This is a genomic window from Zobellia uliginosa, from assembly GCF_018860745.1.
In the GTDB taxonomy this organism is placed as follows: domain Bacteria; phylum Bacteroidota; class Bacteroidia; order Flavobacteriales; family Flavobacteriaceae; genus Zobellia; species Zobellia uliginosa_B.
Window position 1 is genome coordinate 893,454 of record NZ_JAHKPY010000003.1, and the last position, 13,162, is coordinate 906,615.

The 13,162-nt window shown below is 36.0% G+C and carries 15 protein-coding genes; 14 read left to right on the forward strand and 1 reads right to left on the reverse strand.

Annotated elements, in window-relative coordinates; all coding sequences use genetic code 11:
- The first annotated feature begins 211 nt into the window (after positions 1-211).
- The 5 genes from KO521_RS07615 to KO521_RS07635 all read left to right on the forward strand — a co-directional run bounded on the left by KO521_RS07615 (position 212) and on the right by KO521_RS07635 (position 4,395).
- Entirely contained in the window at positions 212-1,267 is a 1,056-nt protein-coding gene (locus KO521_RS07615) for a serine hydrolase domain-containing protein (RefSeq protein ID WP_215939296.1), read from the forward strand.
- A 97-nt stretch (positions 1,268-1,364) separates the two neighbouring features.
- A complete protein-coding gene (locus KO521_RS07620) occupies positions 1,365-2,096 on the forward strand; it encodes an NAD(P)-dependent oxidoreductase (protein WP_215939297.1) in 732 nt (243 codons plus the stop codon).
- Between the two features lie 16 nt (positions 2,097-2,112).
- Positions 2,113-2,673, forward strand: a complete 561-nt coding sequence (locus tag KO521_RS07625; protein WP_215939298.1) for a hypothetical protein — start codon at positions 2,113-2,115, stop codon at positions 2,671-2,673.
- A gap of 145 nt (positions 2,674-2,818) precedes the next feature.
- Positions 2,819-3,418 carry a DUF6642 family protein gene (locus KO521_RS07630; RefSeq protein ID WP_215939299.1) on the forward strand — a complete coding sequence of 200 codons (600 nt, stop codon included), beginning with the start codon at positions 2,819-2,821 and terminating at the stop codon, positions 3,416-3,418.
- 239 nt (positions 3,419-3,657) lie between these two features.
- Entirely contained in the window at positions 3,658-4,395 is a 738-nt protein-coding gene (locus KO521_RS07635; RefSeq protein ID WP_354668197.1) for a DUF5995 family protein, read from the forward strand.
- A 481-nt stretch (positions 4,396-4,876) separates the two neighbouring features.
- Here the strand turns inward: KO521_RS07635 and KO521_RS07640 are convergent, their stop codons facing one another.
- Complete coding sequence (locus KO521_RS07640) at positions 4,877-5,251, reverse strand: winged helix-turn-helix transcriptional regulator (RefSeq protein WP_194535016.1); 375 nt, start codon at positions 5,249-5,251, stop codon at positions 4,877-4,879.
- A gap of 123 nt (positions 5,252-5,374) precedes the next feature.
- Here KO521_RS07640 and KO521_RS07645 point away from each other — a divergent pair, with 123 nt between their 5' ends.
- The 9 genes from KO521_RS07645 (at position 5,375) to KO521_RS07685 (ending at position 13,161) form a co-directional block, all read left to right on the forward strand.
- Positions 5,375-6,460 carry an alkene reductase gene (locus KO521_RS07645; RefSeq protein ID WP_215939301.1) on the forward strand — a complete coding sequence of 362 codons (1,086 nt, stop codon included), beginning with the start codon at positions 5,375-5,377 and terminating at the stop codon, positions 6,458-6,460.
- A gap of 26 nt (positions 6,461-6,486) precedes the next feature.
- The gene (locus tag KO521_RS07650; protein ID WP_215939302.1) at positions 6,487-6,885 is read left to right on the forward strand and encodes a DoxX family protein; all 399 of its coding nucleotides are present in this window, start codon (positions 6,487-6,489) and stop codon (positions 6,883-6,885) included.
- A gap of 22 nt (positions 6,886-6,907) precedes the next feature.
- Positions 6,908-7,984 (forward strand): L-dopachrome tautomerase-related protein, encoded by a 1,077-nt coding sequence (locus tag KO521_RS07655; protein WP_215939303.1) that lies wholly within the window; start codon positions 6,908-6,910, stop codon positions 7,982-7,984.
- Positions 7,985-8,091: 107 nt separating this feature from the next.
- The gene (locus tag KO521_RS07660; protein WP_215939304.1) at positions 8,092-8,544 is read left to right on the forward strand and encodes a nuclear transport factor 2 family protein; all 453 of its coding nucleotides are present in this window, start codon (positions 8,092-8,094) and stop codon (positions 8,542-8,544) included.
- A 46-nt stretch (positions 8,545-8,590) separates the two neighbouring features.
- Positions 8,591-9,685: an L-dopachrome tautomerase-related protein gene (locus KO521_RS07665; RefSeq protein WP_215939305.1), complete on the forward strand. Its 1,095-nt coding sequence runs from the start codon at positions 8,591-8,593 to the stop codon at positions 9,683-9,685.
- Between the two features lies 1 nt (position 9,686).
- The gene (locus tag KO521_RS07670; protein WP_215939306.1) at positions 9,687-10,748 is read left to right on the forward strand and encodes an L-dopachrome tautomerase-related protein; all 1,062 of its coding nucleotides are present in this window, start codon (positions 9,687-9,689) and stop codon (positions 10,746-10,748) included.
- Positions 10,749-10,753: 5 nt separating this feature from the next.
- Positions 10,754-11,473, forward strand: coding sequence for a 3-ketoacyl-ACP reductase (locus KO521_RS07675; RefSeq protein WP_215939307.1), 720 nt, complete (start codon positions 10,754-10,756; stop codon positions 11,471-11,473).
- A gap of 36 nt (positions 11,474-11,509) precedes the next feature.
- Positions 11,510-12,514: an NADPH-dependent aldehyde reductase Ahr gene (gene ahr / locus KO521_RS07680; RefSeq protein WP_215939308.1), complete on the forward strand. Its 1,005-nt coding sequence runs from the start codon at positions 11,510-11,512 to the stop codon at positions 12,512-12,514.
- 140 nt (positions 12,515-12,654) lie between these two features.
- A complete protein-coding gene (locus KO521_RS07685) occupies positions 12,655-13,161 on the forward strand; it encodes a peroxiredoxin-like family protein (protein WP_215939309.1) in 507 nt (168 codons plus the stop codon).
- Position 13,162: the final 1 nt, after the last annotated feature.

Consider the following 13,162-nt stretch of genomic DNA (forward strand, 5'->3'; position numbering starts at 1 on the left):
TTTAGATCTTTAAGTTTGTTTGTTAGATGATGTTTTGTTCAAGAATCATCTAAGTTTTTCAAATGGATTGTGCTGATGTTTCATTTCCTAACATCTTCATGAGATTTCACACAATTCATCCCAATTAAATTACAATTCGGTAATTCTCAATTTAATGTTATCTTAATTCCATATAGGTTTGCATCATCAATCAAACGGACAGCATCGAAACATGGAACATACCAAACCCAAAACCAGTAGGAAAAAACAGATTTTCAGAATCATATTATTTGCCAGTACCTTCATTTCTTTATGGTTTGTACCGTGGGTTTTAGTGAAAGCATGGATATTACCCTTGTCGAATACGGTACAAGAGCAAGTAGATCAAACCTTAGGTTACGGATTTGACGGAGTCATTGTATATGTAGATGAAGCCGGAAAACCTCCTGCGTTCTATGGCGCTGGTTATCATAACACTGAAAATAAAATTCCCGTTAACCCAAAAGCACTTTTCAAAATTGCCAGTATCAGTAAATTATATGATGCCGTAGCAATTACCAAATTAGTCCATGACAACCGTTTATCGCTTGATAAAACTCTTGCGGATTACTTTCCTGAGCTTGTTGGACAAATTGAAAATGCAGAAAAGATTACCGTTAGAATGATGGTACAGCATAGAAGCGGAATCCCTAATTTCACCGATACACCAAACTTCTGGAACGAACCGCCAAAATCTAGTGAAGATGCTCTAGCACTTATTTTGGGTAAGCCTGCTGATTTTGCACCGGATGCTGACTATGCCTATTCTAATACCAATTATCTATTGCTTTCCATGCTTGTAGAAAAGGTAACGGGCAAACCTAATTTTCAGTTTATAAAGGAAAACATACTAGTACCCTTAGAACTTCACAATACTTACGGCTCTATGGATGAAATAGACATGGCTGATTTAATGAGCGGCTATTATATTGGTGTTGATAAGGATATTAAAACGACCGATTACAGCTCTATGATTGCTACTGCTGAAGATGTGGGTATATTTCTAAGGGCTTTAAACGATGGCAGTTTACTTAACGAAAAAGAGATGGAAATATATGCATCCATCTATGAATTTAATCATGGCGGATTGATACCCGGTTACCAAAGTATGGCTGAATATCATAAGGATATTGACGCCGTTGTCGTGCAATTTATGAACACGACCGATTTTGAAGGCTATCAATGGAATTTACTACAAATTACACATAACAGAGTGGTTAAAATATTACGTAAAGCAAAACAACCCTAAAAGCTCGTAACTAACTTAAAATTAAATAATTAATCTTTCAGATATGTAACAATTATAGTACTTCATCGTCTTATAGTCAAATCATCAATCAATCAATATGAAAGTTTTAGTTGTCGGCGCCAGTGGTGCCACAGGTAGTCAATTGGTAGCACAACTTCTTTTGCAACAACACTTCGTAAAAGTAATTGTACGTTCTTCCCATAAGCTCCCTGAATCATGGAAGAACAAGGACAATCTTCAAATTATCACTGCGAGTATTTTAGCATTAAGCAATTCTGAAATGGAAAATATAGTCAAAAATTGCGATGCCGTAGCATCGTGCTTAGGGCACAATTTAACTTGGAAAGGTATCTATGGTCAACCCAGAAAATTGGTTGCCGATGCTACAATACGCCTATGCAATGCCATAAAATCTAATAAATTGGAACGCACTACAAAGTTTGTTCTGATGAATACAACCGGAAATCGTAATGGTGATTTGGACGAACGTATTTCTTTCGCCCAAAAATGTGTCATAGGTCTGCTTCGCCTATTACTTCCGCCTCATGTAGATAATGAAAAGGCGGCAGATTATCTACGTACCCAAATTGGTCAAAACAACAAAGCCATTGAATGGGTAATTGTAAGACCAGACGGATTAATAAATGAAGACTACGTAAGTGAGTATGAAATTTTTCCTTCACCTACACGTAGCGCTATATTCAATGCTGGTAAAGTGAGCCGTATTAATGTTGCTCATTTCATGGCTAGTCTCATTGGTGATAATAACCTTTGGAATAAATGGATAGGGCAGATGCCGGTTATCTATAGTTCATCGCAGGACAATTAAATAGGTATATGGTAAAATGGAAAAAATTATAAAACAGTTAGAAAAACAGCATTCTGGCAAGAAGGTTCTAGCCCTTTTTTTACTCACCAATTTCGTTTATGCGTATATGCTTTTAGTTACCATTCCGGCAACGATGGCCTTCTCGAACGGATTACAATTATTGGATATGATGCCCGCAGGATATGAATTAGAGTATGTAAACACTCTTTTCAACACACTAGGAGATACCGGTCGCCAAACGTATCTCACCAAACAAATTCCTGTAGATATGATGTACCCATTACTCTTTGCTATTTCTTATGCTGCCGTACTGGCTTATTTTCTCAAGAAACTACAAAATCTTAACCCTAAATTCCTTTATCTGTGTCTATTACCCATAATTGCGGGTATAGCGGATTATTTAGAAAATATCGGCATTATCTCCATGCTAAATGCCTACCCAACCGTTACAGAGACTTCTGTACATATCACCAGTATGTTTTCAATTATTAAGAGTAGCTCTACCACTATTTATTTTTTAGTTTTAATAGTCGTCTTGATGATACTTGGTTTTCGTAGGTTGAAATCTAGTAGGTAAAATTTTTAGTATCAACATAACCCAAACAACTAGTAATGGGAGGGAGGCACTATCTATTAAAACCCATATTTAAAGCAAAAAGGCTAAAAAGAATAAAACAGTTGCAGTAATTTTGTATTTCATACACCCCAAATAATACAAAAGCTTGTTAGAGAAAAGAAGACAATTACCCCAAGAACGATTAACAGATGAAGACCATTTCATTTACTGTTTAGAAGGTGTTGATGATATAGAAACTGAACAACTTACCGAAGCACAACAAAGCTTGGAACAGCTCGCCATGAAATATGGCATTGCAAGTATCTACAAAACGTGCGATACCATAGAAGGACTAGAAGATAGTCTAAACGCATTGGTGTTGGATGATCATAATTTTAAGGATTATGAAATCATTTATTTAGTAATGCATGGGGAAGCAAATAGTATCTGCTTAAACGACTACTACTATACATTACAGGAAATTGCCGAAATTTTTGAAGGTCGTTTAAAAGGTAAAATCCTGCATTTTTCAAATGCTAAAGTTCTAGACCTAGACGAAGAAGAAGCTCAATACTTTTTAGATATTACAAACGCCAAAGCAGTTTCTGGCTACGGAAATGCTTTTAACGGTGTAAGCAGTGCAAATCTTGATAAAGCATTCTTTAACTTATTTAAAGAAGATGATGATATGTTCGAGGTCGTAGAAGAGCTGCACCAAAGACATTACAATGTCTGTAAATTGCTAGATTTTAGGCTGTATTATTAAATCTAAAAAATTTTACTTACGACATTTTTTAATGCTCAAGAATCAATAAAAAGTTACAACTTACTTAGAGATGTGGCTGTAAATTTTGATGTTGCGGAAAGCTGTCGCGTGCACCATACATAGGTTTAGAGGAAATCATTAGTGAATCATCACTTTCATTTTATTACCTTAATGGTCTTAATTAGAAGTATTAACAGCCAATAATCTAAACTAAAAATACCATCAACCGCGCAACTACCATACAAGAAGTCCTACATCAATTAGATAGTATCATAGAAGATGCTATTGCAAATAACGACCGCATAGGTTTTTTCGCTTACTTGTATAGAAGGGTTACTGCCCAAATCTTGGAAGAAGTCCAACTTAAAAACTTTGAGGACAATGAGCGCATGGAAAAATTTGATGTGGCATTCGCTAATTATTATTTAGATGCTTACTACGCTTATAAAAACAACACCCCAATAAGTAAATCTTGGGCATTTGCTTTTAAAAATAAAAACGAGCCATTAACCATTCTGCAACATATAATGATGGGAATTAATACGCATATTAATCTTGACTTGGGGTTAGCAGTTAGTGCAGAAATGTATGGAAAGGAGATAGCGGAAATTGAAAATGATTTTAATAAAGTCAACGGTATTCTCGGCAGCATTGTTAATGAAATGCAAGACCGACTTAGCAGAGTGTCTAGCTTATTGTTTTTACTTGATCTAGCCGGTCAAAATACAGATGAACAAATCATAAACTTTAGTTTAGGTAAAGCACGAGAATTATCATGGCATAACGCAAATTTACTTTGGGGTCTCGGTATGAATCACCAAAAGGATGCTATTGATAAAATGGACCTCATAGTCTTAAGCTTGGGAGAATTTATAAAAGCGCCCAAATCTAAAATAATCTCCTACATGCTCAACCTTATTGCTAGACTAGAAGAAAAGAACGTGGGAAAGGTTATTTTGAAATTGAGACAAGAATAAATTTCCTTAAAACTATTGTTTATTTAATTGCTAATCTTGCCAATATGTGAAGTAAGGTTTAAATTTTAAATGAGTGTTGACAATTATGTGAAGATTCAAAGTTGATTACGATTTTATTTGTTGATTTTAAATTTTTTAGGATTAGTAAATTTTAATGATATACAATAACTTCTCGCTATTTTATATAACGTCGGATTATAGAACAATTCCGCTCTATAATGTCTTGTGTCTTGCGTTATGAAACATTACTTTGGTACGGTATAAAAGCAATAAGTCTTTGAGACCTATTGTTTTTTGTGCGGGTTAAGGCGTTGGCGTTATTTTCTTCAATCTTCTTTGTTTTTCTCTTTTACAAACTTTTCTAAAAATGTAATGGAATACGCTTTGCCCAAACGACGATTGGAGCGAAGTGATAATGTGTATGAAGTGGGATTCTGCAATAATCACATATTAAAACCTAACCACAAATAGCAATTTGCTTCTACAATTCTACATCCTCTATACACTTTTTATCATACTGTTCTTCTGCGTGTTTATCAATTACAAAATTACCCCAACCCACAATAGAATTTATAAGAGGAATGAGTGTTTTTCCATATTCGGTCAATGAATATTCAACCTTTAACGGTGGCTTTGTATTATAAGCTTTTCGGCTAATCATGCCATCGTCTTCCATACTTTTTAACTGAATACTTAACGTTCGTTCAGTAACTCCGTCCATTTTTTTTCTTAACTCGTTATATCTTAATGGCCCTTTAATCAAGTGAAATAACATTACCACTTTCCATTTACCGCCAATGATTCCCATGGTTACGCTTGCCGGACAAGGGTATTCCTTATTGTTTATTGTGTACATCTTTTTCCTTAAATATTTCTTAAAAGTTAAACTATCCAATTGGATCGTTATTGCGCAGCTCCTATACAACCCATAATTTTGTATACTATAAAAACTATAGTACAAATATAAAAAAATAATTTAATGAAACTATTAGAAACATATCAACTAGGAAATATCACTCTAAAAAACAGGGTGGTAATGGCACCTATGACAAGGTGCAGAGCCATCAATAATATACCCAACGACCTTATGAAAGAATATTATGCGCAAAGAGCTGGCGCGGGTTTAATCATAGCAGAAGGAATAGCTCCATCGCCAAATGCACTTGGTTATGCAAGAATACCTGGAATATTTAATAAAAATCAAATACAAGGCTGGAAGAAAATAGCAGAAGCGGTTCATGAGCAAGGCTCAAGAATATTTGCGCAGTTCATGCATACGGGTAGAGCATCACATCCTGATAATATGCCTGATGACGCAGTGGTATTAGCACCTTCTGCCGTATACCATAAAGGAACCATGTGGACAGACCAAAATGGTAATCAGCCTTTTCCTTTAGCTAAAGAAATGACCGCTCATGATATTCAAAATACAATTGAAGAATTTGTACAAGCCGCCAAAAATGCAATAACCTCTGGGTTTGATGGTGTAGAAATTCATGCGGGCACGGGATTTCTTATAGATGAGTTTATCAATCCGCATACCAACCTTCGTACTGATGAATACGGCGGCTCTTTGGAAGGAAGAATGAAGTTTGCCTTGGAAGTAACACAAAAAATAGCAAACGCTATCGGTAAAGAAAAGGTAGGAATTAGAATTTCCCCTAATGGCATCTACAATGATATGATACCATTTGAAGGAACAGACGAAGCTTTCCTGTATTTGGCATCGTCACTTAAAGATATGGGAATCGCTTACCTACATATGGTAGATCACGAAGCTATGGGAGCTCCTCATGTTTCATCAACTCTTAAAGAAAAAGTAAAAAATGCATTTGGGGGAACCTATATAGCTAGCGGTGGATTCAATGGTGAAACAGCTGAAGATGCCATAAATAATGAACACGGAGATTTAGTAGCATTTGGCAGACCATTTATTGCTAACCCTGATCTTGTGGAAAGAATCAGAGATGGAAAAGATTTTGCGATTTCTGACCCGCAGACGCATTATTCAGCTACTGAAGTGGGATTTACAGATTATCCAACACTTGAAAAAGTAACGGCTTAAAACAAAAGAATTTTTAAAAAGAAATCATGAAAAAAAACAATGACTTAGGATTATTGATTGTCCGCATTTCGGTAGGACTTTTAATGCTATTACACGGAATAGGTAAAATGCAAAGTATAGATTTTGTGCAGCAAAAACTTCTAGAAGGAGGCTTGCCCAACTTTTTATCTTACGGTGTTTATGTTACCCAAGTTATAGCACCCATACTACTACTTATAGGTTACAGAACCCGTATAGGAGCTGCCCTTTTTATTTTCGGAACACTATTCGCCATGTTTCTAGTACACTCAACAGAGATTTTTACAATGACCCAACATGGTGGTTGGAGTGTGGAGTTATTAGGATTGTACACTTTTGGAGCTGTGGCATTACTATTTACAGGTAGTGGAAAATACGCAGTATCATCTATACATCAATGGGATTAATTAAAATCAAAAAAAATATCTAATGAAAAATTATAGAATTAAAAATAAGGGAATCGTATTATGGCTGACATTTTCGCTGTTTTTATACAATAGCGTACAGGTAGCAGCCCAAGAGATAGCAATTGGCACACTTGAAATTGTAGCCGAAATGGATGTAAACCCAGGGAATGTAGCGGTTTCAAAAGAAGGTCGAGTGTTCTCTACCATACACCCCTTAAGACCATACAAATTTCAATTGGTAGAGATTACCGGTAAAACTAGCTATGTTCCTTTTCCTAATAAGGAGCTACAATCTACAGAAGACACCAAATCAGATTCCAAGTTTGATGCACCTCTAGGTGTGTTATTTGATAACAAAAATCGTCTTTGGGTGGTGGATCTGGGCTTCAAAATAGGGTACACCAGACTCTTCGCTTATGATATTAACACCAAGGAAGAATTAATGCGTTTTGATATTCCTAAAGAGTTAGCGCCAAATGACAGTTTTCTCCAAGATTTTGCCGTTGATGAAATAAACGAATTTGTATACCTGGCAGACCCTGTTAAAGCTGTAATTATAGTAATTGACATCAAGAAAAAGAAATACAGAAAAATTGTAGACGTACCCAGTATGCAATCCGAAGATATCGATATTGTTATAGATGGTAAAGTACAAACCTGGATGGGCAATCCTGCCCGAATTTCTGTAGACCCCATAACGCTTTCGGCAGATAGGGAGACCTTGTATTACGGCCCTATGAATGGTTATTCATGGTATCAATTGCCCACCAAAAATATCAGGGAAGGAGAATCGAATGATGAACTCGTAAAACGTGTTTCCCTCGTTGGCGAAAAACCGTTTTCCGATGGTGCCGCTACAGATGATAATGGCAATCATTATTTTACCAATATTCAGAACTATAGCATAGACATGCTTTCTAAAGATGGGCAGCTTACTACATTAATTAAAGACCCTCTTTTAGATTGGCCGGATAGCATAAGAATACATGGAGATTGGATGTTTATTGCTGCCAATCAGATAAATAAATCACCTGCCTTTACTACAGGTGTAGAATTGTCTACCGCACCTTTTCTAGTGTTAAAATTAAAGTACAGATAACACAAATTACAAACATACAAAGCATCAATAGTTCCACTTTACCTAAAATAAATTTAACAAGTCTTTCTTTTCAAATCATTAAAAGCAGGGCATAACATTAAAAACAGATGAAAAATTTTAGTATCCTATTAATAATCACACTTACAGCACTTTCTTGTTACAGCCAAAAGCGTACAGTTAACCATAGTTCAAATCTCGAAATCGTAAAAAGCACGTATGAAGAAAATAGCAATACACTTCAAAAATATTTAGCGGAAGATGCCACTTGGACGGAAGCCAAAGGATTTCCTTATGGAGGCACCTATACAGGTTATGATGAAGTCGTTACCAATATATTTTCCAAAATAGGAACAGAATGGACCGGCTTTAAATTCAATGTAGAAGATTATGTGGCTAGTGATGATAAGGTCATTGCCTTTGGAACCTATTCGGGAACGTATAAAAAAACGAACAAATCATTTACCGCCCGTGTGTCTCACATATGGAAACTTAAGGACGGAAAAATAATAAATTTTGAACAGATTGTGGATAGCAAACCCGTGGTAGATGCCATGCAATAGTTCTGTGAAACGCTATGCACATATTAATTAATCACAAATATAGATTATGAAAAATATAAAATATAAAAGTATAGGTCTCCTATTATCAATCAGCTTTTCACTGTGCTTCTTTATAGGGTCTAGTCAACAAAACAAATTGGCGAAAGCAGAAAAAGATAAACCAATAGGTACACTAGAAATAGTAGCCGAAATGGATATTAACCCAGGTAACGTGGCGGTTTCAAAAGAAGGCAGGGTGTTTTCCACAATTCACCCTATGAGACCCAATACGACCAAATTGGTGGAGATTACCAGCAAGACCACTTATGTTCCTTTTCCAAGTGAAAAATTACAACCTAAAACAGCGTCTGCATCTGATGATACATTTGATACACCACAAGGGTTAATCTTTGATAATCAAAACCGACTTTGGGTTCTTGATGCAGGTTTCAGTATTGGGCGTACTCGATTATATGCTTTTGATATTGACTCTAAAAAAGAACTCATGCGGTTCAATATTCCTAAGGAATTGGCTCCAAGCAACAGTTTTGTTCAAGATTTAGCGGTCGATGATAAAAACGGATTTGTGTATCTGGCCTGTGTAACTAATCCTGGAATTATTGTGGTGGATATCAATAAAAATGAATTCCGTAAAATTATTGACCTACCCACTATGCAATCTGAAGATGCCGATATGGTCATAGATGGTAAAGTGCAATACCTAAATGGTGAACCTGCCAGAATCGCTTTAGACCCCATTACCATTTCTGCGGATAAAGAAACCTTGTATTATGGTGCTATGAATGGTACAAAATGGTATCAACTACCTACTAAAAACATTCGTAATGGAGCAACTGATGCTGTAATAATTAAACAGATTTCCGTCTTGGCAGACAAGCCATTTTCTGATGGTGCCGATACCGATGAGCATGGTAATCATTATTTTACCAATATTCAAAACTATAGTATTGATGTCCTTTCAAAAGATGGCAAATTAAGTGTCTTAAAAAAAGACCCATTACTAGATTGGCCGGATAGCGTTAGAATACAAGGGAATTGGTTATATATCGCAGCTAGTCAAGTGCATAAAACACCGGCTTTTGCTAATGGCAAGGAGTTGTCAGATGGACTTTTTAGAGTTCTGAAATTAAAATTCAAATAATATGAAGAATATATGCCTAAAATTATCCATACTATTTTCATTGTTTTTCTTAAAAAGCATCGCTATAGTAGCGCAAGAAAAAGCAATAGGAACCCTTGAAGTGGTAGCAGAACTAGAAGTTACCCCAGGAAATGTAGCGGTTTCTAAGGAAGGAAGAATATTTTCTAGTATTCATCCATTTAGACCTAGCAACTATCAATTAGTAGAAATTACGGGTAAGTCAACTTATGTACCTTTTCCTAATGAGCAGGTACAATCCACTTCAGATAACAAATCAGACAATAAATTAGATGCTCCCCTATGTATTATTTTTGATAACAAAAACCGACTTTGGGTGCTTGATGTAGGTCTAAATATTGGGCATACTAGATTATTTGCCTATGATATTGATACCAGAAAAGAAGTGCTTCGTTTTAATATTCCTTTAGAATTTGCACCCAGTACTAGTTTTGTACAAGATTTGGTGGTGGATGAAACAAATGGCTTTGTATACTTAGCCGATGTTAGAAACCCAGGAATTATTGTCATTGATATTCGTAAAAATGAATTTTCAAAAATTATTGATATCCCAAGCATGCAACCGGAAGATATTGACATCATCATAGATAATAAGGTGCACTATAGAAAAGGAAAACCTGTGCGTATTGCTTTAGATGCAATTACTATTTCTGTTGACAGGGACACGCTGTATTATGGTCCAATGAATGGCACCAAATGGTATAAAGTACCCACGAAGCAGATAAGGGAAGGTGCACAAAATGAGGAAATCATAAAACATATTGCTGTGGTAGGCAAAAAACCAATTTGTGATGGTGCTGCTACAGATGAAAACTACAATCATTATTTCACCAATATTCAAAATAATAGCATTGATGTGCTTTCAAAAGACGGGACCTTAAGCACACTTAAAAAGAGTCCTTTTTTCGATTGGCCAGATAGTGTAAGAATCCAGGGAGACTGGCTATATATTGCAACCAATCAGATACACAAGTCACCTGCTTTTGGAGAAGGTATTGAAAGGTCCACGGGACTATTTAGAATATTGAAACTAAAATTTAAATAAAAAAGATGAAAGATTTAAAAGGTAAAAAAGCCATAATTACAGGTGGCAGTAGAGGTTTAGGTAGAGCTACCGCCTTAGCACTGGCTAAAGAAGGAGTAGAAATAGCTATTACGGGTAGAAATAAAGAGACCTTGAAACAGACCGTTGCCGAGTTAGAGGCAATCGGCGTTAAAGCGATGTATTCCGTTTTTGATATAAGTAAGTATGAGGAAGTAAAAAATAGTATTAAGGAAATTTTGAATACCCTTGGTGATGTAGATATTTTAATCAACAATGCTGGTATTGCTACTTTGGGATCCTTTAATGATATGGAGGTTGATGTATGGACACAAATGATTGAAACAAATGTGCTGGGCACCTATTTTGTAACCAAAGAAGTGCTACCGTTTTTATTGAAAAAGAATGAAGGAGATATCATAAATGTTGCATCTACTGCAGGATTAAATGGTAATGCAAACGTATCTGCCTATTCCGCATCAAAATTCGCGGTTATTGGTATGTCAGAATCTTTAATGAAAGAAGTTCGTAAAAACAACATTAGGGTGTGTACACTTACACCTAGTACAATCGTAACGGATATGGCTATAGAAGCTGGTATTGTAGATGAAGAAGACAACGATCAGGTTTTAAAACCAGAAGATTTTGCCGCCCTAATAGTTGCTGGCTTGAAGCTTCCGGGAAGAGCCATGTTGGTCAATGCATCTTTATGGTCTACAAATCCTTAAATCAATTAAAAAAATGGTAATTATTAAAACACATATATGAAAGTAAATGCATATGCAGTTTCTGAGCCCAAGGGAAAATTAAAGCCTTACACCTATGAATTAGGTACGTTAGGCTCAGAGGAGGTAGATATAAAAGTGTCCTATTGTGGGGTTTGTCATTCAGATTTAAGTATGATGAACAATGAATGGGGAATGACGCAATATCCCCTTGTGCCAGGGCATGAAATTATTGGTGAAGTAGTAGCGGCAGGTAATGCTGTAAAAAATATTAAAGTTGGAGATAAAGTCGGTTTAGGGTGGCTATCTGCCTCCTGCATGAGTTGCCAACAGTGTATGGAAGGTTCACATCATTTATGTAAAAATTCCCAATCTACCATAGTAGGAAGACATGGAGGTTTTGCAGATTATGTTCGTGGTCATTGGTCATGGGCAATTCCTCTTCCCCAAGCAATAGATTTAAGTAAAGCCGGACCTTTGTTATGTGGTGGCATTACCGTATTCAACCCCATTATACTTGCAGATGTGAAACCTACGGATACGGTAGGTGTCATTGGAATAGGAGGTTTGGGACATATGGCTATTAAATTCTTAAAACACTGGGGCTGCGAGGTTATCGCATTTAGTTCAAACCCTGCTAAAAAAGAAGAGATTTTAGCTATGGGTGCCACCAAAGTGATTAACTCCAGAGACCCTAAGGAATTAGAAACTATTGCAGGAAGTCTAAATTTCATTCTAAACACCACCAATGTAAGTTTAGATTGGAATTCTTACCTAACAACTCTAGCTCCTAAAGGTAGATTGCATACTGTTGGTGCAGTATTGGAACCCATGGCTATTCCAGCATTTGGCTTAATTGGAGGAGAAAAAACAGTAGGAGGGAGCCCTATAGGAAGTCCGGCTCTAACCAAAACAATGTTAGAGTTTTGTGTACGACATACTATCTACCCAACGGTAGAGGAGTTTCCTATGGAAAAAGTTAATGAAGCAATAGAACATCTAGAAAAAGGAAATGCACGATTTAGAATCGTCTTAAAAAATTAGACGAAATTAACTTTAGTGTATAAATCTAATTAGCGCAAGTATAAAGGAAAGAATCTAGTAGACTTTATCGGAACATTTGTGTCAACCATAATTCATTTTTACGCCTAAATTAAGTTCAAATAAAATATAATAATAGAAGCATGATAAAACCGAGACAAAAAGCACCCGAGTTAGCAATTAAATTAGTGAATGATACCACGTGGGAATTGAGTGATCAATCACCTGAAAATTTTACCATGATATTGTTTTACAGGGGTAAACATTGCCCTGTATGTAAAATGCAGTTAGAAGAGCTACAGAAAAAGTTAGATAAGTTTATACAACGTGGCATTTCTGTAATAGCCATTAGTACAGACACTGAAGAAGTTGCCAAAGCCACGTATGGCGAATGGGACATTTCAGATATTCCATTGGGTTATGGTTTACCTATAGAAGAAGCCAGAGAATGGGGTTTATTCATTTCTGAAGGTATTAACAACGAGCCTAAACATTTTACCGAACCTGGATTGTTTTTGTTAACTCCAGAACAAACAGTTTATTGGGAATCTATACAGTCTATGCCATTTGGCAGACCTAGTTTTAACGATGTTTTAGGTGGTATCGACTATATCTTAAAAGCAGATTATCCTGCTAGAGGAGAAGCATAGT